Annotated in this window: 37 protein-coding genes; 6 read left to right on the top strand and 31 right to left on the bottom strand. The window is 47.7% G+C overall.

Features of this window, described 5'->3' with window-relative positions; translation table 11 throughout:
• The first annotated feature begins 27 nt into the window (after positions 1-27).
• The 3 genes from KME11_09230 to KME11_09220 all read left to right on the top strand — a co-directional run bounded on the left by KME11_09230 (position 28) and on the right by KME11_09220 (position 4174).
• Positions 28-291 (top strand): glutaredoxin family protein, encoded by a 264-nt coding sequence (locus KME11_09230; protein ID MBW4515393.1) that lies wholly within the window; start codon positions 28-30, stop codon positions 289-291.
• A 38-nt stretch (positions 292-329) separates the two neighbouring features.
• Positions 330-1808: a UDP-N-acetylmuramoyl-L-alanyl-D-glutamate--2,6-diaminopimelate ligase gene (locus tag KME11_09225; protein MBW4515392.1), complete on the top strand. Its 1479-nt coding sequence runs from the start codon at positions 330-332 to the stop codon at positions 1806-1808.
• Between the two features lie 1043 nt (positions 1809-2851).
• Positions 2852-4174: a hypothetical protein gene (locus tag KME11_09220; protein ID MBW4515391.1), complete on the top strand. Its 1323-nt coding sequence runs from the start codon at positions 2852-2854 to the stop codon at positions 4172-4174.
• Positions 4175-4260: 86 nt separating this feature from the next.
• On the opposite strand, the gene prfA is transcribed toward KME11_09220, so the two are convergent.
• The 31 genes from prfA to rplC all read right to left on the bottom strand — a co-directional run bounded on the left by prfA (position 4261) and on the right by rplC (position 21282).
• Positions 4261-5370 (bottom strand): peptide chain release factor 1, encoded by a 1110-nt coding sequence (prfA, locus tag KME11_09215; protein MBW4515390.1) that lies wholly within the window; start codon positions 5368-5370, stop codon positions 4261-4263.
• A gap of 117 nt (positions 5371-5487) precedes the next feature.
• Positions 5488-5721 (bottom strand): 50S ribosomal protein L31, encoded by a 234-nt coding sequence (gene rpmE / locus KME11_09210; protein MBW4515389.1) that lies wholly within the window; start codon positions 5719-5721, stop codon positions 5488-5490.
• Positions 5722-5813: 92 nt separating this feature from the next.
• The gene (gene rpsI / locus KME11_09205) at positions 5814-6227 is read right to left on the bottom strand and encodes a 30S ribosomal protein S9 (protein ID MBW4515388.1); all 414 of its coding nucleotides are present in this window, start codon (positions 6225-6227) and stop codon (positions 5814-5816) included.
• Positions 6227-6682, bottom strand: a complete 456-nt coding sequence (gene rplM / locus KME11_09200; protein MBW4515387.1) for a 50S ribosomal protein L13 — start codon at positions 6680-6682, stop codon at positions 6227-6229. Before rplM ends, rpsI begins: the two co-directional genes overlap by 1 nt.
• 64 nt (positions 6683-6746) lie before the next feature.
• Positions 6747-7613 (bottom strand): tRNA pseudouridine(38-40) synthase TruA, encoded by an 867-nt coding sequence (truA, locus tag KME11_09195; protein ID MBW4515386.1) that lies wholly within the window; start codon positions 7611-7613, stop codon positions 6747-6749.
• A 31-nt stretch (positions 7614-7644) separates the two neighbouring features.
• The gene (rplQ, locus tag KME11_09190; protein ID MBW4515385.1) at positions 7645-7995 is read right to left on the bottom strand and encodes a 50S ribosomal protein L17; all 351 of its coding nucleotides are present in this window, start codon (positions 7993-7995) and stop codon (positions 7645-7647) included.
• Positions 7996-8052: 57 nt separating this feature from the next.
• Positions 8053-9000 carry a DNA-directed RNA polymerase subunit alpha gene (locus KME11_09185; protein ID MBW4515384.1) on the bottom strand — a complete coding sequence of 316 codons (948 nt, stop codon included), beginning with the start codon at positions 8998-9000 and terminating at the stop codon, positions 8053-8055.
• A gap of 112 nt (positions 9001-9112) precedes the next feature.
• Positions 9113-9508, bottom strand: coding sequence for a 30S ribosomal protein S11 (gene rpsK, locus KME11_09180; protein MBW4515383.1), 396 nt, complete (start codon positions 9506-9508; stop codon positions 9113-9115).
• Positions 9509-9539: 31 nt separating this feature from the next.
• Positions 9540-9923: a 30S ribosomal protein S13 gene (gene rpsM / locus KME11_09175; GenBank protein MBW4515382.1), complete on the bottom strand. Its 384-nt coding sequence runs from the start codon at positions 9921-9923 to the stop codon at positions 9540-9542.
• A gap of 117 nt (positions 9924-10040) precedes the next feature.
• Positions 10041-10154: a 50S ribosomal protein L36 gene (rpmJ, locus tag KME11_09170; protein MBW4515381.1), complete on the bottom strand. Its 114-nt coding sequence runs from the start codon at positions 10152-10154 to the stop codon at positions 10041-10043.
• Between the two features lie 103 nt (positions 10155-10257).
• Positions 10258-10485: a translation initiation factor IF-1 gene (infA, locus tag KME11_09165; GenBank protein ID MBW4515380.1), complete on the bottom strand. Its 228-nt coding sequence runs from the start codon at positions 10483-10485 to the stop codon at positions 10258-10260.
• Between the two features lie 202 nt (positions 10486-10687).
• Entirely contained in the window at positions 10688-11239 is a 552-nt protein-coding gene (locus tag KME11_09160; GenBank protein ID MBW4515379.1) for an adenylate kinase, read from the bottom strand.
• Positions 11236-12549 (bottom strand): preprotein translocase subunit SecY, encoded by a 1314-nt coding sequence (gene secY / locus KME11_09155; protein MBW4515378.1) that lies wholly within the window; start codon positions 12547-12549, stop codon positions 11236-11238. The genes KME11_09160 and secY overlap by 4 nt, the downstream gene beginning before the upstream one ends.
• A 102-nt stretch (positions 12550-12651) precedes the next feature.
• Positions 12652-13101 carry a 50S ribosomal protein L15 gene (rplO, locus tag KME11_09150; protein MBW4515377.1) on the bottom strand — a complete coding sequence of 150 codons (450 nt, stop codon included), beginning with the start codon at positions 13099-13101 and terminating at the stop codon, positions 12652-12654.
• Between the two features lie 58 nt (positions 13102-13159).
• Positions 13160-13696: a 30S ribosomal protein S5 gene (rpsE, locus tag KME11_09145; GenBank protein MBW4515376.1), complete on the bottom strand. Its 537-nt coding sequence runs from the start codon at positions 13694-13696 to the stop codon at positions 13160-13162.
• A gap of 11 nt (positions 13697-13707) precedes the next feature.
• Positions 13708-14070 carry a 50S ribosomal protein L18 gene (rplR, locus tag KME11_09140; GenBank protein ID MBW4515375.1) on the bottom strand — a complete coding sequence of 121 codons (363 nt, stop codon included), beginning with the start codon at positions 14068-14070 and terminating at the stop codon, positions 13708-13710.
• Between the two features lie 2 nt (positions 14071-14072).
• On the bottom strand, positions 14073-14612 hold the full coding sequence (rplF, locus tag KME11_09135; GenBank protein MBW4515374.1) for a 50S ribosomal protein L6: 540 nt from the start codon (positions 14610-14612) through the stop codon (positions 14073-14075).
• Positions 14613-14650: 38 nt separating this feature from the next.
• The gene (rpsH, locus tag KME11_09130; protein ID MBW4515373.1) at positions 14651-15052 is read right to left on the bottom strand and encodes a 30S ribosomal protein S8; all 402 of its coding nucleotides are present in this window, start codon (positions 15050-15052) and stop codon (positions 14651-14653) included.
• Positions 15053-15077: 25 nt separating this feature from the next.
• Positions 15078-15623 (bottom strand): 50S ribosomal protein L5, encoded by a 546-nt coding sequence (gene rplE / locus KME11_09125; GenBank protein MBW4515372.1) that lies wholly within the window; start codon positions 15621-15623, stop codon positions 15078-15080.
• Positions 15624-15667: 44 nt separating this feature from the next.
• Positions 15668-16018, bottom strand: a complete 351-nt coding sequence (gene rplX, locus KME11_09120; protein ID MBW4515371.1) for a 50S ribosomal protein L24 — start codon at positions 16016-16018, stop codon at positions 15668-15670.
• The gene (rplN, locus tag KME11_09115; GenBank protein ID MBW4515370.1) at positions 16018-16383 is read right to left on the bottom strand and encodes a 50S ribosomal protein L14; all 366 of its coding nucleotides are present in this window, start codon (positions 16381-16383) and stop codon (positions 16018-16020) included. Before rplN ends, rplX begins: the two co-directional genes overlap by 1 nt.
• A gap of 36 nt (positions 16384-16419) precedes the next feature.
• The gene (gene rpsQ / locus KME11_09110; protein MBW4515369.1) at positions 16420-16671 is read right to left on the bottom strand and encodes a 30S ribosomal protein S17; all 252 of its coding nucleotides are present in this window, start codon (positions 16669-16671) and stop codon (positions 16420-16422) included.
• Between the two features lie 5 nt (positions 16672-16676).
• Positions 16677-16898, bottom strand: coding sequence for a 50S ribosomal protein L29 (gene rpmC, locus KME11_09105; GenBank protein MBW4515368.1), 222 nt, complete (start codon positions 16896-16898; stop codon positions 16677-16679).
• 2 nt (positions 16899-16900) lie between these two features.
• Entirely contained in the window at positions 16901-17323 is a 423-nt protein-coding gene (gene rplP / locus KME11_09100) for a 50S ribosomal protein L16 (GenBank protein MBW4515367.1), read from the bottom strand.
• A 5-nt stretch (positions 17324-17328) separates the two neighbouring features.
• The gene (gene rpsC / locus KME11_09095) at positions 17329-18084 is read right to left on the bottom strand and encodes a 30S ribosomal protein S3 (protein MBW4515366.1); all 756 of its coding nucleotides are present in this window, start codon (positions 18082-18084) and stop codon (positions 17329-17331) included.
• Positions 18085-18117: 33 nt separating this feature from the next.
• Positions 18118-18474, bottom strand: coding sequence for a 50S ribosomal protein L22 (gene rplV / locus KME11_09090; protein MBW4515365.1), 357 nt, complete (start codon positions 18472-18474; stop codon positions 18118-18120).
• Between the two features lie 20 nt (positions 18475-18494).
• Positions 18495-18773: a 30S ribosomal protein S19 gene (gene rpsS, locus KME11_09085; protein ID MBW4515364.1), complete on the bottom strand. Its 279-nt coding sequence runs from the start codon at positions 18771-18773 to the stop codon at positions 18495-18497.
• A 38-nt stretch (positions 18774-18811) separates the two neighbouring features.
• Complete coding sequence (gene rplB / locus KME11_09080) at positions 18812-19675, bottom strand: 50S ribosomal protein L2 (protein ID MBW4515363.1); 864 nt, start codon at positions 19673-19675, stop codon at positions 18812-18814.
• 22 nt (positions 19676-19697) lie between these two features.
• The gene (locus tag KME11_09075; GenBank protein ID MBW4515362.1) at positions 19698-20075 is read right to left on the bottom strand and encodes a 50S ribosomal protein L23; all 378 of its coding nucleotides are present in this window, start codon (positions 20073-20075) and stop codon (positions 19698-19700) included.
• Positions 19987-20625: a 50S ribosomal protein L4 gene (gene rplD, locus KME11_09070; protein MBW4515361.1), complete on the bottom strand. Its 639-nt coding sequence runs from the start codon at positions 20623-20625 to the stop codon at positions 19987-19989. Before rplD ends, KME11_09075 begins: the two co-directional genes overlap by 89 nt.
• Before the next feature lie 21 nt (positions 20626-20646).
• Complete coding sequence (gene rplC, locus KME11_09065) at positions 20647-21282, bottom strand: 50S ribosomal protein L3 (protein MBW4515360.1); 636 nt, start codon at positions 21280-21282, stop codon at positions 20647-20649.
• Between the two features lie 569 nt (positions 21283-21851).
• Here rplC and KME11_09060 point away from each other — a divergent pair.
• The 3 genes from KME11_09060 (at position 21852) to KME11_09050 (ending at position 25608) form a co-directional block, all read left to right on the top strand.
• A complete protein-coding gene (locus KME11_09060; protein ID MBW4515359.1) occupies positions 21852-22328 on the top strand; it encodes an NAD(P)H-quinone oxidoreductase subunit N in 477 nt (158 codons plus the stop codon).
• A 152-nt stretch (positions 22329-22480) separates the two neighbouring features.
• Positions 22481-23620 (top strand): 4Fe-4S ferredoxin, encoded by a 1140-nt coding sequence (locus KME11_09055; GenBank protein MBW4515358.1) that lies wholly within the window; start codon positions 22481-22483, stop codon positions 23618-23620.
• Between the two features lie 74 nt (positions 23621-23694).
• Positions 23695-25608 (top strand): AAA family ATPase, encoded by a 1914-nt coding sequence (locus KME11_09050; protein ID MBW4515357.1) that lies wholly within the window; start codon positions 23695-23697, stop codon positions 25606-25608.
• The last annotated feature ends 37 nt before the right edge of the window (positions 25609-25645 follow it).

Below are 25645 nucleotides of genomic sequence, written 5' to 3'. Positions count from 1 at the left end.
GTCTCGTCATTTATACAAGAGAAAAATATGCAGCTTGTTTTGTACAGTAAGCCTGGATGTCATTTGTGTGAAGGCTTGGAAGAAAAGCTGCGACAGATTCAGGGCGTTGAGCTAGAAGTTCGAGATATTACTACCCGTAATGAGTGGTTTCAATTGTATGAGTACGAAGTTCCAGTCGTGCTGATGATGCCTGCTGCTGTACCGCTGCCTCGGTTTTCTCCCCGATCGTCTGTGCCACAAATTGCCCAATTGTTAACAAAATATTGTGCCGATCGCGCTGAAAAGAGTTAAAAATAGGCGACGTGCAGTAGAGGCATCAGGAGATCGCAATGAAATTAAAAGAATTACTGGCTGTGTTGCCTGTGGCGTTACCTCAACATCCAGCATTAGAAGCTGAAGTGACGGGCATTGTCACCAATTCTCATGCCTGTAAACCGGGTGATTTGTTTATCGGAATGCCAGGAACGCGGGTAGACGGCGGCGACTTTTGGACAAGCGCGATCGCGGCTGGGGCGATCGCGGCTTTGGTTTCTCCTACTGCGGCTCAAAAGTTCTCTGTTGGCAACGCCTGCGTAATTTCCTGTCCTGACATGGTTCAAGCTTGCGCCCTTGTCTCAGCAGCTTTTTATGGCAATCCTGCTCAGACCTTAAAGCTGGTGGGTGTAACGGGGACAAATGGCAAAACGACTACGACGCACCTCATTGAGTTTTTCCTCACCCGATCGCAACAGCCTACGGGGTTACTGGGAACGCTCTATTCTCGTTGGCAAGGGCACCAAAAGACCGCCATTCACACCACGCCTTTTGCCCTAGAACTACAGCAGCAGCTTTCCGAAGCGGTAACTGCTGGCTGTAAAACTCTGGTAATGGAAGTGAGTTCCCATGCATTGGCACAGGGTCGAGTATTCACTTGTCCTTTTGAAGTAGCTGTATTTACAAACCTGACGCAAGACCATTTGGACTATCACAAAGATTTAGAAGATTACTTTGAAGCAAAGGCGCTGCTGTTCAATACAGATTATTTGAAGGGGCGGGCTGTGGTGAATCTGGATGATGCTTATGGGCGACGGCTGTTAGACTCGGCGGCTGGCGAGGTGTGGTCTTACAGCGTAGAAAATGCGGCGGCTGATTTGTGGATGAGTGATTTGGTGTATGAGTCGGAAGGGGTGAAGGGCATTTTGCATACTCCAAAAGGAAAGACAACATTTCAATCGCCTTTAGTTGGACAATTTAATTTGTCGAACTTGTTGGCGGCGACGGGGGCGGCGTTGCACATGGGCGTGGAGTTGGAGACGATCGCCCAATCTCTCCCTTACTTTACGGGCGTACCTGGACGCATGGAGCAGGTGCAAATTCAGCCTGATCAAGATATCAGCGTGATTGTAGACTATGCCCACACGCCGGACAGCTTGGAAAACATGCTACGGGCGGCGCGACCGTTTATTCAGGGTCAAATGATTTGTGTGTTTGGCTGCGGAGGCGATCGCGATCGCACAAAACGTCCGCAGATGGGGGCGATCGCGGCAACGTTATCTGATTGGGCAGTCGTCACTTCTGATAATCCGCGCACCGAAAACCCTGAGCAGATTTTGCAGGATGTGGTGGCAGGAATTCCAGATGCGACAAACTCGACGGTGATTGGTGATCGGGCGGAGGCAATTCGGACTGCTATTTTGCAAGCGCAGCCGGGAGATGGGGTGCTAATTGCTGGAAAAGGGCATGAGGATTATCAAATTTTGGGGACGGAGAAGGTTCATTTTGATGATCGGGAGCAGGCACGGGCAGCGCTGGAATTGCGATTGAAATAGTTAGGGTTTGTTTTGATTTGGGTAAGTGGCGATCGCTTAGAAGTCAAGCTTTACCAAAAGAAGCGAAGAATTCTGGTTAATCCTCCGGCTGAGGTATTGTGCCGCATTGATTCGGGCTAATTGTCTCCTAGAGTATTATGCCAAACTGATTCAGTCTCCTAAGAAGCTAGATCTTAATTGAGCCTATATACTCGTCTTGTAAAACCAGTTTCTTTCATCTTGACGAATCAGTCATTACGTCAGCCGCGCAACAACGCTATTGCCGCAGACTGTCAGAAGCGATCGGGTTATGGCAGAAGCGATCGCCCAATCTCTACCTCACGTATTGTAGATAGTTCCTGTTGTTAAACTTAGTTGTTTTCTACGGTATAGATAGCGGAGGGCGATCGTTCACTATGATACTGTTGAGATTGGTATTTTTGCTTCTCAGCATACTGAGAAAAAATCATAGCTATGCGGTAAGAATCTGGTGTAATGAAGCGCGTAAAAGTATTCAGCTAACCATTCTTTAAGTGAGGGCGATCGGAATTAGATTTAGGGCGATCGGAATTAGATTTACATCACTTAGAATTAGATTGAAGGCGCATAGAATTGAATTTAGAGTACTTAAAATTAGATTAAAGGCACTTAGAATTAGATTCAGGGCACCCTACATCTAATTTTAAGTACTTTCATCCGCTGTATCCTCACTTGAACATCCCAGTGCCAGCATTGGTGTAATTTTTAAGCAAAAAGAGAGCCGTCAGCGGCTCTCTTTAAGTAAATATGCGGAAAGATTCTTGCGATCTATCTAAATCAGCGTAATATACCGAAAGGTTCTTGATCCACCTAAATTAGGGTAATGTGATAAACTTCTCTCTAAAAAGAACTTGGGCGGCTTGAGTCCCTGGCAGGGACAATCTAGAGACCTACTTGTTATTACTTAAGTTTGAGTTGAATCAGAGTAGATTGCCAAATAACTAGGTCAATGTTAGCTGGTGTGGTTACTCTAGGAACACACAGCTATGTAGTAATTTCTAATGGACGGCGCAGTCTAAATTAATATGAGTGAGTATGGAGGCTTTATTTGGGTTGTTGATGAATCAAACCGCGCATCTTTATTAAAAGGGTGTATTAAGTATGACAAAACATTTACAGATACAATGAGCGCATCTGATTGGCAAACAAAGTATGCTGAGATATTCCTTATTTCTTTTGACACGCACAATATCCACTACGCTGCGATAGCACGTCGTAGTAAAAAAGTAGTTACAGACAAATACATAATTCGCCTGTCTAATTTTGTTCAATTCACACCATGTATTCCATTTGGAGAAATAGAAACATTACTCTCATCTTCTGTAAAACGTTATTTTAACAAGTCTTCGACGGGGACAGGACAACGAGTACCTCCGAAAACATGGAATGAAGTTACAAGTGCTATTAAAAGACTAAGACCGGAAGCTTCTGAGGATTTTGACAGGTTATATAGTCTAAGGCAAATTACCCGAAGTTTGTTAGATAGATCGGGTGCAGAAATCCTGCTTCAAGAGCGTGATGCTGTTAATTTGTCTTTAAGAATAGCTGATTTTGATCCAATTGAATTAACAGATTGGACACCACCTGAAGAGAAATTAGCTCCATTCTTAAAGGGCTTAAGAAGTGCAGTTCTCATAGAAGACCAAATGATTGCCCATGATGCAGAGATATTTGGTGATTGGAAGAGAATTCAAAGATACTTGGTCGGAACTGCGATATTTGAAAAGGGCAATGAGCAGCTTACTATTATGAATGTCAATAGACATGTTGTAGAGCAAACAGCGGGTGTTGATTTAATCTATTACTTTCACAAATTCAAGTCTTACATATTAATCCAGTACAAACGAATGATGCGAGAAAGTGATGGACTTATGTATAGACTGAATGACGAGTCTTACAAAAAGGAACTAAGTCGAATGGAGAAGTTAGACCAAATACTTAATGACAACTTACAGCTATCTCTTCCTTTGGACAATCAACTCGTAGACTATAGACTCAATCAAGGTAATCTCTATTTTAAGTTATGTCCAGCAGAAATCATAGATATCACTTCCACAGATATGATTCAAGGGATGTATATTCCTCTTGATTACTGGAAACTCCTAATTTGTTCAGATCAAACTCTAGGACCTAAAGGTGGAAGAAGAATGACTTTTAATAATGTGGGGAGGTATTTCAATAACACGTTGTTCATTGGGCTTGTTCAGGACGGTTGGGTAGGCTCTCAAGTAAAAAACGAAGACATCATTACAGAATTTATTAAGCAGGCTATGGAAACAAATAGATCTGTAATATTGTCTTCCTTAAAACCCATTGTTCCACAGCAAAAACAACCTAAAGCAAGTTAACTGCTGCCCAACAACTTGGGTACAGCGGGTTGACAGAAGCTGCTTGGGTGAGATACTAAGATGTTGACAATCACTGATCCGAACCGTTAAATCGACGTTGCGGTCGAAGCTTCTGAAGCTAGTTCTTCTAATCGCTCCTGCTGATCTTGGGTAATGCAAGATTGGATAAGATCTTCCACTTCACCTTCTAGTACCGGATTCAGGGTGAAGTTTTGCCCTAGACGATGATCGGTAACACGATTATCTTTGTAGTTGTAGGTGCGAATTTTTTCAGAGCGTGAACCTGTGCCGACTTGCGATCGCCGCATCGAAGTCACTTCTGCCTGTTGCTCCCGCAGCTTAATCTCGTACAACTTAGCCCGCAGAATTTGCATTGCCCGTTCACGGTTTTGAAGCTGCGATCGCTCCTCAGTACAAAAGATCCGAATTCCCGTCGGTTTGTGCATCAAATCAACAGCCGTCTCAACCTTGTTGACGTTTTGTCCACCTGCACCGCCCGATCGCGCTGTCGTCAGTTCAATATCTTTTGGATCAATCACCACTTCTACATCATCGACTTCTGGCATAATTGCCACCGTTGCCGTTGAAGTATGAATCCGTCCACCTGCTTCAGTGACCGGAACCCGCTGCACTCGGTGAACACCCGCCTCAAACTTAAGCTTGCTATAAACCATATTGCCTTGCACTTCCAAAATGGCTTCCTTAAAGCCGCCACCTTCAGCCAAAGATTCGCTCACAAGTTTGACGCGCCAACCCTGCCCTTCAGCATATCGAGAATAGAGACGTACTAAGTCGCCAGCCCAAATACTTGCTTCATCGCCGCCAGTTCCTGCCCGAATTTCCAACATGATGTTCTTGTCATCATTCGGATCTCTAGGAAGTAGCAGTACTTTCAGCTTCCGCTCTAAACTTTCTAAGTGTGCAGCCAACTCTTCTGCTTCTAGCGCTGCCATTTCTCGCAATTCGGCATCACTCCCAGATTCCTTTAGAATTAACCTGGCTTCTTCCCAACCTGCCTGAGTATTTCGCCATTCGTCGTAAGTATTGACGGTTTCTTCCAGCGACGCACGGGCACGGGCAATTCTTTGGAACTCAGTCGGATCACGCGCCACATCAGGGTCACCTAAGCGACGAGTTAATTCATTAAAGGTTTGCTCAACGGAATTGAGTTTGGCGATTAGATAAGATTCAGCCATGGAAGGTTACCTCAAGATCAGGAAGTTAGGGGATCTAGTCTCTGATTAACAACAAATAGCGGCTAGCTCTGATTTTAATCATTGAGCTAACCGCCGCAGTTTTGTTCAGCAAGACCGTTACTTTTGATCGGGGGCAGCCTGCGAAGCATCTGTCATGCCGTACTTACGGAGGAAGCGCTCAACACGACCCTCGGTGTCAATAATTTTCTGAGTGCCTGTGTAAAAGGGATGATTACCTGACCATACATCAACATGCAGTTCGGGTCGAGTAGAACCCACGGTCATCACGACCTCGCCGTTGCAGTAAACTTTTGCGTCAGGATACCATTTAGGATGAATATCTTTAGCCATGATTGTGCCTGTAATGCCTTTACAATTCTATCGAAATTTTTCTGAAGAGGCGAGGCAATAACTCACCTTCCCAGATTAATGCCCTTTTCAGATTAACGCTTGGAGTACTGAGGAGCTTTACGCGCTTTGTGCAAACCGTACTTTTTCCGTTCCTTTGCCCGTGGATCACGGGTAAGATAGCCTTCAACCTTTAGGGGCTTACGGTTATCGGGATCGAGTTGACAAAGCGCCCGTGCCACACCCAATTTAATAGAGTCTGCTTGCCCAGTTAATCCGCCACCGTGGACGTTAACCAAAATATCGTATTCCCCTTCTAGACCCAGAGTCTCTAGAGGAGCTTTCGCTGCTGCTAGATAGCCGTGATTAAACTGAAGATAGAGATCGCCTGGTTTCTTGTTGATAATCAGTTGACCCGAACCTGGAACGAGGCGTACCCGCGCAACCGATGTCTTCCGACGACCAGTGCCTAGGTAAACGACGCGATCGCTTTTATCAGTCGCTTGCATTAGTCTTTCCCTCCAGGAAGTGTATTAATTGTCAATACTTGAGGTGACTGAGCTTGATGAGGATGCTCACCACCTGCATAAACTTTCAGCTTGGTAAATAACTGGCGACCCAAGGTATTTTTGGGCAGCATTCCTTTAACAGCTTGTTCAATGATCCGTTCAGGAATACGGGCTTGCAATTTCTCAAAGGTTTCTGTCTTCATCCCCCCCGGACGACCCGAGTGACGACGATAAAGTTTTTGGGAACGTTTCTTCCCAGTCACTTCAACTTTCTCAGCGTTGATGACGACAACAAAATCACCTGCATCAAGGTGAGGTGTGAAAGTAGGCTTATTTTTCCCTCGTAAAATAGTAGCAACTTCACTAGCAAGTCGTCCGAGCCGTTGCTGATTAGCATCAACAATGTACCAATTTCGCTCAATCGACTCCTGGGAGGGGAGATAGGTCTTGTTCATAGCGCTTTAATATCCTTTAAACACATTCAAAAACTTAGGGTTAGATTTGTCCGAGGTATGAAGCTTACATAAGGCAATAAGCAGATTCACTCAGGGGCGGAAACACAAATCGAGGCTGGCTATCAAACCATAGCTCGGGCGGAAAGGGAAAATCGGGATAACCAACCCGTAGTAGGCAAAGCCCTTGAGGCGGTGCCGCATACTTCACTAGGTCTCGCCGCTGGTTTGTCCAGATTTCAGTGAATTGTGCAGGCGATCGCAATCCCTGCCCTACTTCCACCAACATCCCCACTAACAAGCGCATCATGCCATACAGAAAACCGCTTGCCTGAATTTCGATTTGTATTACCGCTCCCTGCCTCGTACATTCCGCTGCCTGAACATCCACCCAAGAGTGAGGACGGCTAGAACCAGTCCGATGAAATGCCGCCAGATGACGACGACCCAGGAGCGGAGCTAAAGCAGCTTGAATCAGCGACTCGTCCAGCGGAGCATGGTAATAATGCCAGGCAAAAGGTCGAACAAACAAGTTGGGGCGCGCCTCTGTATAAATCGTATACCGATAGCGCCGCCAAAGAGCCGAAAACCGAGCATGCCAATTGTTTTGCACTACTGCTGCTGCCCGAATAACGATGTCTGATGATAGACGCCCATTCAAAATATCAGCCCAGCGATGAGCAGGGATCAGCGTTTCAGCATCAAAATGCGCCACTTGGGCAGCAGCATGAACTCCCGAATCTGTTCTGCCTGCACCATGCAATTTAACAGAGCATTGAAGAACAGACTGAAGCGCAGCTTCAATTTCTTCTTGAACGCTACGGTGGTGCGGCTGCCGCTGCCAACCATGAAAATGAGTGCCCAAGTACTGAATGACTAAAGCAACTCGTTGCTGTTTAAGTGCCAAAGAAACTTCAGCATCTAAACAGTTCATCGTTTGAGACAGCTTTACTGACATAGCACAATCAAGTTAGTTCGATAATTGCCATTTCAGCATTATCACCCCGCCGGTTGATGGTTCGCAGCACCCGAGTATAGCCACCTTGACGGGCACCATACCGTTCTTGTGCTCCCTCAAACAGGGCGTGAACCAACTGCTTATCATAAATGTAGCCCATAGCTCGACGACGAGCTGCAAGCGATCCATCCTTCGCCAGCGTGACCATTCGATCAGCCTCTGCCTGCACCGCTTTAGCACGGATTTTGGTAGTGGTGATCCGACCATGACGAATTAATTCAGTAGTGAGCGCTCTTAAAAGCGCTTTGCGTTGGTCAGCGGGTTTCCCCAACATGGCAACGCGGCAACGGTGACGCATAGCAATTAGAAACTAGAGGTTAATAGTAAACACAGGCTAGCCTGCAATATTCCTGCCCTACGTAGGACGAGAAGCTTTATCATGGGGCAAGGTAATGCCCAACCGATCTTGGAGAGCTTGAATGACTTCTTCAGCCGACTTTGCTCCAAAATTCTTGATTTCAAGCAGATCCTCTTGAGTGTAATCCAAGAGATCTGCAACAGAGTTAATCTGTGCCCGTTTCAGACAGTTATATGCCCGGACGGAGAGTTGGAGTTCTTCAATGGGAATTTGATTGTTAGGATCAATCTCACCATCATCCTCAATATCAATTTGTCGAAAATCAATTTCTTTCAGTGGGTTAAATAGATCCACTAAAATATTTGCTGCCTGACTTAGAGACTCTTGAGGGGTTAAGCTGCCGTTTGTCCAAATTTCCATGACTAAACGATCTTTCTCAACCGAGTTGCCTACTCGACCGTCCTCAATGGTGTAATTCACCTTACGAACAGGCATGAATACTGCATCAATTTGCAGAAAATCCAGTGCGCCTGCGTCATCACGGTTGCGATCGATCGCTCGGTAACCGACACCTCTCTCGATCCGGAACTCCATTTCTAGAGTTGCACCTGCTGCTAGAGTCGCAATGTACTGATCAGTATTGATTGCTTCTACCTCCGTAGGCAAATCAAACATACCAGCAGTCACAGTGACAGGACCTTCAACTCGGATTCGACCAATTTGAGGCTGAGCCGAGTAACTCTTCAGAACAACTTCCTTCATGTTCAGCAGAATATCTAAGACATCCTCCCGCACACCCGGAATAGTCATGAACTCATGGCTTACCCCTGCAATGCGAACAGCAGCAACAGCTGCGCCTTCGATGTTTGACAGTAGAACACGCCGTAAAGCATTCCCTACAGTGATGCCTTGTCCCCGATCAAGGGGTTCTAAAACAAACTTGCTGTATGAACTCTGGTCATCTGCAATGTCAGTTTCTACACATTCAACCTGAAATTGTGGCACAGCCGATCCTCCCTTTTCCTTAACCGCCTGGAAAGCAACCTACTTCCCTAACCCATCTCACTTAAATATTGCTTGAATCAAGAGTGACCTATAATCAAGCAACAACTCCTGCCTACACTCGACGACGCTTAGGAGGACGACAGCCATTGTGAGGAATGGGTGTTACATCCCGAATAAGGGTGATTTCCAAACCTGCACCCTGAAGTGCCCGAATCGCCGTTTCCCGACCTGAGCCAGGACCACTGACTAAAACCTCAACCTGACGCATTCCTTGTGAAGTTGCGCCTTGAGCGGCTCTTTCTGCTGCTGTTTGGGCAGCAAAAGGAGTACCCTTTTTAGCGCCCTTGAAGCCACTAGAACCAGATGAAGCCCAGGAGATTGCCTCACCGTTGGGGTCAGTGATTGTCACAATCGTGTTGTTAAACGTGGACTGGATGTGAGCTACACCGCTGGGTACGTTGCGCTTAGATTTTTTAGCTCCAGTCCTTTTTGTTGGTTGTCGCGCCATATTCGTGCCTTTACTTGAAATTCTCTATGACTTACTTCTTACCAGGAGCTTTCTTCTTCCCTGCGACCGTCCGACGACCGCCCCGGCGAGTGCGGGCATTAGTCCGAGTTCGCTGACCCCGAACTGGCAACCCCAATCGATGACGACGACCACGGTAGGTGCCAATGTCCATCAATCGCTTAATGTTCATTGATTCCCAGCGTCTGAGATCACCCTCAATTTGATAATCACTTTCAACTGTTTCCCGTAGAAGAGAAACATCAGCATCGCTTAAATCTTTAACACGGGTATCAGGATTAACCCCCGTTTTGGCGATTACCTGCTTGGCTCTAGTTAAGCCAATTCCATAAATGTATGTCAGACCAATCTCAATACGCTTATCGCGTGGAAGGTCTACTCCGGCAATTCGTGCCACGCTTCAAACCTCTCTGATTTTTGCTTTTAGCGACAGACTTAAAAATATAGCTAGAATCCAACTCTAAAACAGTTGCCTGGGCACGTTCTGAGTTCTGCTAACAGATGCAGACAGCTTCTAACCCTGACGTTGTTTATGCTTAGGATTTGAGCAAATCACCATTACACGACCCCGACGACGGATGACGCGACATTTTTCGCAAATTTTACGTACAGATGCTCGGACTTTCATGTCCCCTTGTTACCACAAAGACTACAAACACAACATAATATCTATATCTACAGCACTTGTCAAATGACTTAACTTTAAAGGGCTGCATTTCTTAGAACTTCACCTACTTCTTGTTACGAAGTCGGTAGGTAATTCTACCTTTTGTTAGATCGTAGGGAGTTAGTTCTACCTTGACACGATCGCCCGGTAAAATTTTGATGTAGTTCCGGCGAATTTTTCCAGAAATATGGGCCAAGACATTAAACCCATTGTCTAGGTCAACTCGAAACATGGCATTAGGCAGTGAGTCTGTCACTGTTCCTTCCATTTCAATGAGATCCTGTTTAGACAAGAGAACCTTCCCTACTGTAAGTTGATGAACAATCTAAAAAATTAAGATTACAAGTTTTATAAAAGTTTTCTTATAAAAAGTTTTGACAACCTAGCCTAGCAAACTTTCCTATAAAGTGTGGCGGTTTAGACAGGGGCGATGCCACGAAAGACTTGCCTTAGCAAGATATTTGTACGAGTCAGTCCCTTTGCCTATCCAAAAATTACTGAATGGCAGTGGCCAATTGTGCTGCAACCTCTTCAATTGATCGAGAACCGTCGATGGTGATTAACAGGTGTTGCTCTTGGTAGAAGTCTATCAAGGGTGCAGTTTGCCGTCGATAGACCTCCAAACGGTTGCGGATCACGTCTTCACTATCATCTTTTCGTCCCCGTACTAAGAGTCGTTCCACTAGCATCTCGTCAGGCACGTCAAAGTTAATCACTAAGTCGCAAGACTGATTAATCTCCTGAAGGAGTTGGTCGAAGAAGGTAGCCTGGGCAACGGTTCTAGGAAATCCGTCTAGGAGCCACCCAGAAATGGTATCAGCCTGGATGAGACGATCGCGCACCATTTCCATAATCAACGAATCAGGAACTAACTCCCCAGCATCCATGTAAGCCCCTGCCTTCAGACCTAACTCTGTCCTTTCAGACACAGAAATCCGTAGAATATCCCCTGTTGAAATGTGAGGAATCGCATGTGTTTTTGCTAACTCTTGTGCCTGGGTTCCTTTCCCTGCGCCTGGAGGGCCCAAAAAAATTAGCCGCGTCACTGCTTCACCATCCCCTCATAGCGCTGAGAAATCACGTAGGTTTGAATTTGCTTGGCTGTGTCGATCGCCACGCCCACTAGAATCAAAATGGAAGTTGCACCTAATCCTTGGAACGTTCTGACCTGAGTAGCACCTTCAACCGCAGTCGGCAAAATCGCTACTAGTCCCAAGAAGCCTGCTCCCAAAAAGGTTAGACGATTTAACACCCGCCCAATATATTCACTTGTTGCCTTTCCTGGACGAATGCCAGGAATACTAGCACCCATTTTTTTCAAATTTTGCGACATGTCTACAGGATTAACAATGAGCGAAGAATAGAAATAGCTGAAAAATACAATTAACACCATTTGAAGCAATGGGTAGAGCCACGTACCCGGTTGAATATAACTAATAACTGTAGCAATGGCTTGGTTGTTAGAAAATGCTTGACCTAGAGCAAAGGGTAATGACAACATTGCACTAGCAAAAATAATCGGCATAACTCCACCCTGATTGAGGCGTAGAGGAAGATAGCTGCTCTTTTCTTGATAGGTACGCTTACCCACTTGGCGACGCGCAGAAATGATTGGAATGCGTCGAGTGCCTTCTTGAACGAAGACAATACTAACAATCATGACCAAGAAGACAACGAGCAAAATAATAACTCGACCCACAATGCTGCTATCACCACTCTGAGCCAGTTCTAAGGTTTGACCTAAAGACTTTGGCAAGGTAGAGACAATGCTGACAAAAATCAGCAGTGATGCGCCATTCCCGATGCCCCGCTCTGTAATCACCTCACTAATCCACATGACAAACATAGAGCCAGCCGTGAGAGCAATGACCGTTTCTGCGATCGATGTGAATTCAGGACTAAGAGCTTTAAGGTTAACCAGCAAAGTTGTAATCATGATGCTGTTGAGAATTGCCCAACCCAAAGCAACAAAACGAGTAATTTGAGAAATTTTTCGTCTTCCTGCTTCTCCCTCGTTCTTTTGCAAATCCTCTAGCTGTGGAACTGCAGCGGTCATGAGTTGAATAATGATAGAAGCATTAATGTAAGGCAAAATGCCTAACGCAAAAATTCCTAGTGCTGAAATACCGCCCCCTGCTAACACGTCTAGAAAACTGACGAGACTGCCCAATCCACTGCCCTGAAGCGCAGACTGAAATGCAACTCGATCAATGCCAGGAATAGGCAGATAAATGCCAAGGCGAACTAAGATCAATAGTCCAACAGTAACAAGCAGCCGACCTCGGAGTCCGGCTGCTTGTGCCATCTGCACGAATGTTTCTTGTGCAGATGGCGCTTTATCTCGATTGACAACCATGCAGGTTTCCCTCTATGCGTAGTGGTAGTGGGACGGATAGATTCAGTACTTGATACATTCTATAGCGCGGAACTTTCGACTTCACAAATTCGATCGCCAGCGCTATTGATCAGGTGCATCACAACTGCCACCTGCTGCTTCGATTTTAGCGCGAGCAGATTTAGTAAATGCTACTGCCTTCACTTTCAAAGCTACTGTAATCTCACCCGTTCCCAAAATCTTCAGAGGTCCATCATCAGACGTGATGATTCCGACTTCCATTAGAGAAGAAAGAGTCACTTCGCTATTCGCATCTAGCCCTGCTAAATCCTTAACGTTGATAATCGTAAATTGCTTCCGATTGATTAAAGGAAAATGCTTCAGCTTGGGAATACGGCGGTACAGAGGCATTTGTCCTCCCTCAAAGCCAGGGCGAGTGCCGCTACCCGACCGAGACTTTTGACCCCTCATTCCAAAGCCACAGCTTGCACCTTGTCCAGCAGCAATGCCCCGACCCTTGCGGGTCTTACGTTTTTGAGAACCCTTTTGGGGTAAAGCGTCTTCTAATCTCATGGTTGTATCCAATAAAAAGCTTGTAAGTTCTGCCAAGTGACTCTAAGGCTAATCAGGTCTAAGCATAGAGGTTCTCAACTGGAATTCCTCGCTCTTCAGCTACTTCTGAGAAAGTTCGCAAGGAACCTAAAGCATTCGCTGCGGCTCTTGCATTGTTGAGTGGATTACCTGAACCTAACTGCTTCGCCAAAATGTTGCGGATGCCAGCAAGTTCCAGAACCATCCGAACCGCACCCCCAGCAATAACGCCAGTACCAGGTGCGGCAGGGCGCATCATCACTTTTGCCCCACCGCCATCGCCGTTAACCGGATGAGGAATTGAGTTTGACTTAGTTAAAGGCACTTCGACAAGATGCTTCTTACCGTCAGCAACGCCTTTCTTGACCGCGCCAATTACGTCGCTGGCTTTACCGACTCCAACGCCAACTTGACCGCGTTCGTTACCAACAATTACGACCGCCCGGAAGCTGAGTTTTTTACCACCCTTGACAACCTTCGTGACTCGCTTGATCTGAACAACACGCTCTTGCCACTCAGACTCTTTCTCTTTGGCGCGACCGCCTTTCTTACCGCCACCTTTAGTATTAGAAGCCATATTTATTTCTCCTAGAAGTCTAGTCCGCCTTCACGTGCTGCATCTGCCAAAGCTTTGACTCGACCGTGGTAGAGGTTTCCCCCCCGATCGAACACTACCCGCTTAATGCCTTGGGCGATCGCCCGTTCTGCCAACAATTTACCGACTTGTGCCGAAGCGTCGCAGTTGTTCGCCGAATCTAACACTTTCTTGAGATCTGCTTCTAAAGTCGAAGCTGAAGCCATCGTATGATGGTTTGTATCGTCGATTACTTGAGCATAGATGTGCTGATTGGAACGATAAACGGCTAGCCGAGGACGTTCTGTCGTCCCTGTCACGTCTTTGCGAACCCGAGCGTGACGACGACGAGTTGATTCCTTGCGCGTCATTTTCATAGCTATTTCTTCCCTGCCTTACCGGCTTTACGTCTGACCACTTCTCCGGCATAGCGAATTCCTTTACCTTTGTAAGGCTCAGGCGGACGAACTGCCCGAATTCGAGCAGTAGTGTTGCCGACAATTTCTTTATCAATGCCGCTGACAATGACATTGGTGTTGTTCTCAACCGCTACCTGAATTCCGTCAGGCGGCTCGATTTGAACCGGGTTGCTGTAACCCACGTTTAGCACCAAATTCCGTCCCTGAACCTGAGCCCGATAGCCCACACCTTGAATTTCTAGGCGCTTCTGAAAGCCTTGAGAAACCCCTTCTACCATATTGGCAATGAGAGTACGGCAAAGTCCATGCCGTTGCCGAGCAGGTCGGGACTCATTCCGGCGATTCACCAGAACAGTATCTCCTTCCTGGACAACCTCCACTTCAGGAGGCAGGGTGCGCGATAGCTCACCTTTGGGTCCTTTCACAGCAACGTGCTGACCGCTAATCGTGACGGTCACTTTGGGGGGAACAGGGATAGGGCGCTTACCAATACGAGACATGATCGTTTCTCCTGGACAAATAAATTCTTTTCTATGCCCTACCAGACATAACAGAGGACTTCGCCCCCTAACCCTTGCCGCCGAGCATCGCGGTCGGTCATGATGCCGCTGGAGGTCGAAATAATGGCAATCCCAATGCCGCCTAAAACTCGAGGGAGTTCTTTACGGTTGGAATAAACCCGAAGTCCAGGCTTGCTCACCCGCTTAAGGGTTGTGATTAAAGGGCGACGCGCCTTACCTTTATATTTTAGTGCCACCACTAACGTCCGCTTAACGCCGTCCTCTGTTTCAGAGAAGCCTTCGATAAAGCCTTCGTTTTGTAACACTGCCGCAATACTGCGGGTCATTTTAGTGGATGGTATGTCTGTCGTCTGATGCCGCGCCAAACCTGCATTCCGGATGCGCGTCAGCATATCTGCAATTGTGTCATTAGCCGCCATAATTTCCTCTTTGTGAAGATATGCCTCAGTTATCCCGGAAGGGCATTCCTAGTTCTTTTAGCAAGGCTCGACCCTCTTCATCGGTTTGGGCAGTTGTGATGATGGAGATGTCCATGCCTCGGACTTGGTCTACGGAGTCGTATTCGACTTCGGGGAAAATCAACTGTTCACGCAAGCCCAGCGTGTAGTTCCCACGCCCATCAAAGCTTTTCGGACTAACGCCCCGAAAATCTCGAATCCGAGGGAGAGACAGGTTAATGAGGCGATTAAGAAAGGAGTACATCCGGTCTGCACGCAGCGTCACCATAATACCTACAGGCATTCCCTGACGAATTTTGAATCCGGCGATCGCCTTCTTCGCACGGGTCACAACAGGTTTTTGTCCTGTAATCACACTAATCTCATTAATCGAAGCTTCCATTGCCTTAGCATTTTGAGCGGCTTCTCCCAAACCCCTATTCATGGTTACTTTAATAACCTTGGGCACCTGGTGAATGTTTTGGTATTGGAATTGTTCCATAAGCTTAGGAACAACTTTTTCCAGGTAAAGAGCCTTCAGTGTATCGTTCATCTGTTTATCCTTAAATGTCCCTGGACTTGGTCAGGGAAGAATGATTAGTCAATAATCTCGCCCGTTTTCTTCAGCATTCGTACTTTACGACCATCCGCATCGACGGTGTAACAAATACGGCTAGCAATCTTCTGTTGGGTGGAATACACCATGACATTAGAGCTATGAATGGGAAACTCGGTCGTCGTGATCTGACCGGATTCACCTTCCTGCTGAGGTTTAATGTGCTTAGTCTTGATGTTGACTCCTTTCACTAACACCTTACTGTTGGCAGGATAAGTCTTTAAGACTTCGCCAATAGTGCCTTTATCCCTGCCAGCAATGACCTGAACGGTATCGCCTTTTTTGACATGAATAGTGGTGCGTTGAGGAGTTTTCTTAGTTTGTTTTGGCATCACAGCACCTCCGGAGCCAGAGACACGATTTTAGTAAAGCTTTTGTCGCGCAGTTCCCGTGCAACTGGACCAAACACCCGCGTTCCCTTAGGGTTTCCGTCTGCATTAATAATGACAGCAGCATTGTCATCAAATCGAATGCTCATACCGCTATCGCGACGTAATCCTTTGCGCGTGCGGACTACAACTGCCCGGACTACATCAGATTTCTTCACGGCCATGTTGGGAATTGCATCTTTCACAACGGCAATGATCACATCACCAACTCCGGCATAGCGACGGTTGCCGCCTAATACACGGATACACATCAGCTTACGAGCGCCGCTGTTATCCGCTACGTTTAAATAACTTTCCTGTTGAATCATCGCCTTGTTCCCCTAGTTATCGGAAATATGTGGCTCTTAAACGTCGGGGGCATTACCCAGAATCTCAATCACAGCCCAGCGCTTGGTGCGGCTAAGGGGACGAGTCTCTTGAATGCGAACGCGATCGCCTATCTGACACTTATTTTCTTCATCATGGACTTTATATCGCTTGGTACGAACCATGATCTTCTTGTACTTCGGGTGTGGTGCACGGTTTTCGATCGCCACCACCACCGTTTTCTGCATTTTGTCGCTTACTACTAAGCCGACTCTCTCTTTGACTGCCATAAAGCCTACTCCTCTAAACTGGCGGAAGCCGCTAATTGGCGCTGTCGTTCAATGGTCATGAGTTGAGCCAGACGATGGCGCTTGTGCTTGAACTGATGGGGCTTATCCATCTGACGGGTAGCTTTCTGAAAGCGCAGTTGAAACAGATCCTTCTTAACCGTCGTAATTTGATCGCTCAGCTCTTGATCGCTCAAATCTTTAATTTCATCAACCTTGGGTAAAGGCATGATTAAAATTCTCCTTCCGCTGGGCGAACAATAAACTTAGTCTTGATTGGCAACTTAAAGGATGCCAGGCGCATCGCCTCACGGGCAGTTTCTTCAGGCACACCGCCAATTTCAAACATCACTCGACCCGGCTTCACAACGGCTACCCAAAACTCAGGGTTCCCTTTACCTGAACCCATCCGAGTTTCAGCAGGACGCATGGTCACCGATTTATCTGGAAAAATCCGAATCCAGATCTGACCGCCCCGGCGAATATAGCGAGTCATAGCACGCCGACTAGCTTCAATCTGGCGAGCAGTGATCCAGGATGGCTCTAATGCCTGCAATGCAAAATCGCCAAAGTCGACTTTGTTGCCAGCAGTTGCCATCCCGCGCATCCGCCCGCGATGCTGTTTCCGAAACTTAGTTCTTTTAGGACTTAACATAATCTCTATCCCTCGTTGGAGCGGTCTTCGTACTGCTGACGACGGCGCTGCTGTTGTTGCCGACGACGAGGTTGAGCGTTAGCAGGTTGAGCCTCGATTTCCTGACCAGGAATAATCTCACCTTTAAACACCCAAACTTTAATGCCCAAAATGCCGTAAATAGTTTGGGCTGTGCGGTAAGCGTAATCAATATCAGCCCGCAGAGTATGGAGCGGCACCTTACCTTCACGCGTGTACTCAGTCCGAGCAATCTCTGCTCCATTAAGTCGTCCGCTAACCTGAATCTTGATCCCTTCAATGCCTGCTCGCTGTGCCCGCTGAATTGCTTGGCGAACCACTCGGCGGAAGGAAACCCGACGCTCGAGTTGCTGCCCCACGTACTCAGCAATCAAGCCAGAATCAGCATCGACTCGCGCCACTTCAATGACGTTGATGCGGATTTGGCGATCGGTGTTACCCAACGCCTTTTGTAAACCAACTCTTAATTCTTCGATGCCCTGACCGCCCCGTCCAACCACAACGCCAGGACGCGCCGTGTGGACTTCGAGATCAATTTGATCGGCTTTGCGCTCAATTCGCACCTGAGAAATACCAGGGCTGTCTAAGCTTTTCAGCTTATAAGGATTCTTCTCAATGAAGTTCCGGATGGTGTAATCTTCTTGAAGAAGTTTTGGATAGCGGTCGGAATCGGCAAACCAACGAGAGCGATGCTCTTGGGTAATACCGAGCCTGAAGCCGACTGGATGAATCTTCTGTCCCACGGTGCGTCCTCTGAGATCAATAATGTGATGCGATTATGCTTCCGCGCCAGGGGCAACGGTAATCGTGATGTGACAAGTCGGCTTACGGATTTGATATGCCCGACCTTGTGCACGAGGGCGGAAACGCTTTAGCACAGGACCTTGATCCGCAAATGCTTGAGCAACCACCAAATCTGCTGGGGTATATCCTTCGTTATGCTCGGCGTTCGCTACTGCTGACCGGAGCACCTTCAAAATGGGTTCACACGCTCGATAGGGCATGAATTCCAGAATGATCAGCGCTTCCCGATAAGAACGCCCCCGAATTTGATCCAGGACTCGACGTACCTTGTGGGGTGACATCCGAATGAAGCGAGCAACCGCCTTAACTTCTCCATTTTCAAGAGCCATCGTTTTCTCCTAGCGGCTTCCTATCGACGTGCCTTCTTATCGCTTTTGGCGTGACCCCGGAAGGTTCGGGTTGGGGCAAATTCCCCTAGCTTGTGACCTACCATTTGCTCAGTCACATAGACGGGCACATGCTGGCGACCGTTGTGAACGGCAATGGTATGTCCAATCATTTGAGGCAAAATTGTAGAAGCTCTTGACCAGGTTTTAATCAACTGCTTTTCGCCCTTGTTATTGAGCGCTTCTACTTTGCTGAGCAAATGGTCTGCAACAAACGGACCTTTTTTAAGAGAGCGAGACATAATAATTTCAACTCACATACAGAAAAACGTGTAGAACCTTAAGACTCCCGACCGCCTCTGCCTCGCTTGGAGGTACGACGACGACGACGAACAATTAACCGACTGCTCAGCTTCTTCTTCTTCCGAGTCTTGTAGCCCAACGTTGGCTTACCCCAAGGCGTAACAGGTCCAGGACGACCAATCGGTGCCCGTCCTTCACCACCACCATGGGGGTGATCCACAGGGTTCATGACGCTACCGCGAACTTGAGGTCTACGACCTTTCCAGCGCTTGCGTCCAGCTTTACCAAAGCTAGTGTTGCGAACGTCGCCGTTACCGACTTGCCCAATGGTGGCGTAGCATTCTTTGCGAACAAGACGAACTTCAGTAGAAGGCAAACGCAGCGTGACGTAATCACCCTCTTTCGCAACTACCTGAGCAGATGTACCTGCTGCACGAACGATTTGTCCGCCTTTGCCAGCAACTAGCTCAACGTTATGAACGGTTGTACCTAAGGGCATATTGCCTAATGGCAAGGCATTCCCGACTTCAAAAGGCGAATCGGAACCTGAAATAACGATCGCCCCTACTGCCAAATTAGCGGGATGAATAATATAGCGCTTCTCACCATCGCGGTAGAACAGCAACGCCAAACGAGCATTCCGGTTAGGGTCATACTCAATAGCGGCTACTTTAGCAGGAATGTTGTGCTTGTTCCGACGGAAATCCACCATCCGGTATAGCTGTTTGTGCCCACCACCCCGATGACGGCAGGTGATGACACCTCGGTTGTTCCGCCCCTTGGGGCTGTGAACCGAGTAAGTTAGCGACTTCTCAGGTGTTGACTTCGTAATCTCAGAAAAATCTGAGACAACACGCTGTCGGGTGCCAGGTGTATAAGGTTTGAAAGAACGAATACCCATAATCTCAAGCTCTCAAAGAATTTTAGACTTCAGGGAACAGGGTGATTGAATCCCCTGATGCCAGGGTGACAACGGCCCTTTTGTATTGAGCGCGGTGTCCTAAAAACTTACCCACGCGGCGATCCTTTCTAGGAGGAGTCTGGGTATTTACATCGACGACTTTAACTTCAAATAACTCTTCGATCGCTGCCTTAATTTGCGGCTTAGTTGCTTTAGGGGCAACTTCGAAGGTGTACTTATTTTGCTCTAACAGCAAGGTCGCTTTCTCTGTTACCAAAGGACGGCGTACTAAATCTGGAAGATTACGAGGATCAAACTTGGCCACCGTATACCTCCTGAATTTTTGCGATCGCTTCTTCAGTCGCCACGATTTTATCGGCTGCCAAAATGTCAAAGACATTCAGGTTTGAGGCAGAAATCATCCGCAGCTTAGCAATGTTGCGGCTTGACAGATACACGTTCTCATTGCGTTCAGCAACAATTAGTAGCACCTTAGATTCTGGCTCAACGCCCCAGCGAGACATTGCCGACAGCAAGTCTTTGGTCTTAGGACGAGATAACTGCTCCGCAAAATCTGCAACCACTACTAAGTCTTCTACCCGACCGTAGAATGCAGTTCGCAGTGCCAACTGTCGCTCTTTGCGGTTCATTTTGACCGAGAAATCTCTGGGCTTAGGGCCAAAGATCACTCCACCCCCCCTCCACAGAGGAGAACGACTAGAACCCGCACGAGCGCGCCCTGTTCCCTTCTGCCGCCAAGGCTTACGTCCACCACCTCTAACCTCAGCACGGGTTTTAGTCGAAACCGTTCCCTGGCGAGAATTGTTCATCTGACGAACTAACGCTCGATGAACAACGTGGGAAGCAGTTTCTTCTTTGGCAACTTTTAATTCCAGCGATGCTGTACCGCTGTCTTCGCCATCCCAATTTTTTACTGTGCAATCAACCATTGCAGTCTCTCTCCGCTCCCGCTACTTTCCAACAATTGTTGCAGGCAGAATGTTTAGCAATGCGCCGGGTTTGCCGGGAACTGCACCCTTAATCAAAATCAAGTTACGTTCTGCATCTACTCTAATTACAGTCAACTTCCGAACCGTAACTCGGACGTTGCCCATCTGCCCCGCCATCCGCTTCCCAGGATAAACTCGACCTGGCGTGGTACCTGCCCCTGTAGATCCAGGTTCTCTATGGTTCTTAGAACCGTGAGACATGGGCCCTCGCCTGAAGTTATGACGCTTTTGATAGCCCGCGAAGCCTTTACCGATACTGGTACCGACTACATCAACGAGCTGACCGACTTCAAACGCATCTGCTTTCACTTCTTGACCAAGTTCATACGGGGTAACATCGCCGAGACGGTACTCCTGTAAATGCCGCAACGGTGCAGCACTCGACTTTACCAAGTGACCCAACTCAGGCTTAGTCAACGATTTGACCTTAGTCTCACCGAAGCCGAGTTGGATAGCTGTGTAGCCATCGGTCTGAGCGGTTTTAATTTGTGTAACTGTGCATGGCCCCGCTTGAACAACGGTGACAGGAACTGCGAGTCCTGCCTCATTGAATATCTGGGTCATGCCAAGTTTTGTGCCTAGAATACCAACGGACACAGTACGTCTCCCCTGTTTTACACGGTGCATTGGAGCAAACTGGCGCTTGCGCTCTGTATCAGAACACGCCAGTCTGTTAATCTCCGGTTGGGTTAAAGCAGAGGCTCAGCGCAAAACTCTCTACCTTTCGGCAAGAGGGTTGCGTCAAACCTTTGCAATAGCTCAAGCAGGCTTGAAGAGTTCTAAGAAGATCTCGTTCGCTTCAGCCTGAAAGTGCCAGGACTTGAACAGTAAACTGCTCAGTATCCCTGTAGCGCGAACTATTCTCAAGCGCTTTACCAATGTTTAACGCTGGGTAATTCGATCGCCTTATTTCGGCAACAGCTACCAATCATAAGCAATAAACATGCGGTTGTCTACTAATTCTTTAAAAATATGTCTAGTACGACACAACCTTTCTTATTTCATCCAGAGTAGGGTTCAGTGAGAGAAAATTATGGAAACCTCTGGATCAGGGGATACTATTCAGTTGACTATAAAAAGAGCGACAGAAGTGGCTTGAAGTGCGATCGCCACCTCACTATAATCAGCTAAGGCTGACGTGAACCACAGGAAAGGACACAGGACTTATGGCGTTGATCACGACTGGTAAACCGTTCATTAAAGCTCTGGAAACCTCCGGCGCAGTTGGGATCACGATTCCTCTTGAGGGCGGTGCTGAAGGACGCTATCAACGTCGAGTCAGGGCTGCGGGCTATGGCATGATGAACATCAGCGCTCGCGGATTAGGTGATTTAGGTGCTTACCTACTAGGAGTGCATGGGGTTCGTCCACCCCACTTGGGTAAAAAAAATACAGGGAAGGAAGGCGCAGTTGGATATACCTATTTCTTACCGCCTGCCGCCAAATATCAGTTAGAAACCCTGCCGCCTAAATCCAAGGGGCTGGTGATTTGGCTGCTGGAAGGAGGAGTGCTTTCACAACAGGAGCTACAGTTTTTGATCGCGCTACCGACAATGGAGCCAAGAATTAAGGTAGTAGTAGAGATGGGCGGCGATCGTAGCTTTAACTGGAAGCCTCTAAGCGAGTTCCTAAGGGCAGCATAGAGCATGAACTCGGTGATCTCTTAGAAGACTGAACATCTTCTCCAGACATCTAGGATCTGATTGGGGATCACAGCTATTACTCATGTTGCGCTTTTTAAAGAACTGTAGTGTAGGTCATCGTCTTTTCTAAAGGAAGCCTTTAGTATAGAAGAGTGACTTACTTACTTCATCCTCTGCAATCCTTAAGGGACGGTAACTGGTTCAAGCTCATTTGCGGAGCCAGCTTTCAGAACCTCCCTGCAATCCGAAGTTTGACCCTGTCCTACGCCTTGGCGGGTGCTGACTGTATTGATGTCGCTGCTGATCCCGCAGTCATTTTTGCCGCCCGTGAAGCGCTACAAGTGGCTGGCAGTCTTGCTAATGAAGCCCGATCCCGCGGCTTTCGACCTGGATATCCATGGTTAATGGTCAGCCTTAATGATGGGGAAGACCCTCATTTCCGAAAAGCCGAATTTGACCCAACCTTTTGCCCTTCAGACTGCCTGCGTCCGTGTGAATCGATCTGTCCTGCTCAAGCGATCGCCTTTAGTTCTGAGGGGTTTTCGGGCGTTATTGACAGTCGTTGCTATGGCTGTGGACGCTGCTTGCCTATTTGTCCTATCAATATCATTGGAACGCGATCGCATCGACTGACACCAGCCGCGATCGCCCCCCTGGTGCTGACGGGGGTCGATGCTGTAGAAATTCATACCCAAGTAGGAAGATTGGAGGATTTTGCCAAACTCTGGGAGGCGATCGCGCCTCAAATCCCTAAGCTTAAACTTATTGCTATTAGCTGCCCTAATGGAGAAGACTTGATTGGCTACCTAAGGGCGCTTCATGATCTAATTGCTCCTCTCCCTTGTGCATTGATTTGGCAGACTGATGGTAGACCCATGAGCGGTGACCTAGGTGATGGCGCAACTCGCGCTGCTGTAAAGCTAGGACAGAAGGTTCTGGCAGCTGATTTGCCAGGATATGTGCAGCTTGCAGGCGGGACTAATAGTCATACTGTTGAAAAACTAAGGGTGCAAGGATTATTGCGAGGAAACGGTGGTAAAAAGGCGATCGCTGGAATTGCCTACGGTAGCTATGCCCGAGCTTTACTGTCTCCCGTTCTAGAGCAGCTAGAAGATCAATCAAGACATCCACCTATACTCACTCAAACATCTGTTCATTCATCAACTCGTCTTGAGGATGCTCCAGATCTGCTGTGGGACTGCGTTCACCTCGCCCATACCTTAATTTCACCCCTGAAAACTATGCCCCTAAAACCTGCCATTCCAGAATTGCCTCTGGTTAAACTCATTTAATCAACTAAGATTCCGACCTGACTCAGAATACTGACCACCGCTCCACTGCCATCAGGAACCTGACATTACTCCCCATGACACTCAACGCTGCTAATCCTTTCGACGAACTTGACAAGCCTTCTGAATCTGAACAAACGACGATTCAAGACGAAGTCACCCCAGATTTCTTGGTCACCGATGATTTAGATGAGCTTTTAGAAATATTGCCCGACGAACTTTGTCAGCAGATCAAACAGCATCCTAAGCGCCAAAAGCTGGTAGAGATCGTGCTAGATTTAGGACGCTTACCAGAAGCTCGCTTCCCAGGTGAAACTGAGTATTTGGCAACTACACCTGTAAGCCGTGCTGAATTAGATCACTGCATTGAACGAGTGGGTCTGTTCAGTGGCGACAACCGGGCTGGCATTGAGCGAACTTTACATCGCATTAGCGCCATGCGGAACCGGGCTGGCGAAGTCATTGGTTTAACCTGCCGCGTCGGTCGTGCTATTTTTGGCACCATCAGCATGATTAGGGACTTAGTAGAGACAGGGCGATCGATCCTCATGCTGGGTCGTCCGGGTGTAGGTAAGACAACAGCGCTTCGAGAAATTGCTAGAGTTCTAGCCGATGACTTGGGCAAGCGCGTTGTTATTATTGACACGTCTAATGAAATTGCTGGCGATGGCGATATTCCCCATCCGGCGATCGGACGTGCTCGACGGATGCAGGTGGCAAGACCCGAACTTCAGCACCAGGTGATGATTGAAGCGGTCGAAAACCACATGCCAGAAGTGATCGTCATTGACGAAATTGGGACAGAGCTAGAAGCTTTAGCAGCCCGAACGATCGCGGAACGCGGTGTCCAGTTGGTTGGCACCGCTCATGGTAACCGAATTGAAAACTTGATTAAAAACCCAACGCTGTCCGATCTCGTGGGTGGTATTCAATCGGTTACACTAGGCGACGATGAAGCCCGGCGGCGAGGCAGCCAAAAGAGCGTCTTAGAGCGCAAAGCTCCACCCACATTTGACATTGCTGTAGAGATGCTAGAGCAACAAAAATGGGTCATTCATGAGGATGTATCAGAAACAGTCGATAGTTTGTTGCGGGGACGACAACCTAACCCTCAAGTGAGAGCAGTCAACGAGAAGGGTAAAACGATTATTACCCACGAGTTTCCTGACGCTCCTCATCCTCCCAATAGACCTTCATCGACAAGTGCTGCGGCTTTGCAACCCGGTAGCCGCAGTCGCAATGGAGGCTGGCGTACTTCCGGACAAATGACACCGCTTTCTTCTTATCGTCGTAATGATTTAGGGGCGGACGGGGTTTCTCATGCCTTTTTAGAACGTCAGCCGGATCTCTCCGAGATAACCGCAAGGGGTCGCTCCTTTGATCGTCAGCCTGAGCTACAGCAGTTCGATCAACTTCTCAGCGACTCCTTGAACTTCACCCCTGAGTTTGACGAAGTCGGTGTGACTCGAGGCGCTAATGGTGAAGACTTACCATTGCACGTCTACCCTTATGCTGTGAGTCGTCATCAGTTAGATCAGGTCATTCGGGCGTTAAATCTTCCGGTCACACTCACGAAAGATATTGATGATGCAGATGCGGTATTGGCGTTGCGATCGCATCTCAAAAACCATTCTAAATTGCGTCATCTAGCCCAGAATCGCCAAGTTCCGATTCATGCGGTTAAGTCTAACAGCGTGCCTCAGATCATTCGAGCGCTTCAGCGGATGCTGCATATGGATGTTGCGGGTGAAGATGAACCGATTAACATTGGTTTGTTTTCTCGCAACGGCGATGATAATGAGATTGAAGCGTTGGAAGAAGCGCGGTTAGCAGTTGAGCAAATTGTGATTCCTAAGGGTCAGCCTGTGGAGTTATTGCCGCGATCGCCCCAAGTTCGCAAAATGCAGCATGAGTTGGTAGAGCATTATCGGTTGAAATCGTCGAGCTTTGGCGAAGAACCGAATCGACGGTTGAGGATTTATCCAGCTTAAAGAAGGCTAATAAGTCCCTTTCTGCTTAAGCAATTAG

Origin of the sequence: Timaviella obliquedivisa GSE-PSE-MK23-08B, from assembly GCA_019358855.1 — a bacterium.
GTDB lineage: Bacteria > Cyanobacteriota > Cyanobacteriia > Elainellales > Elainellaceae > Timaviella > Timaviella obliquedivisa.
This window is presented reverse-complemented; position numbering and strand designations above follow the sequence as displayed.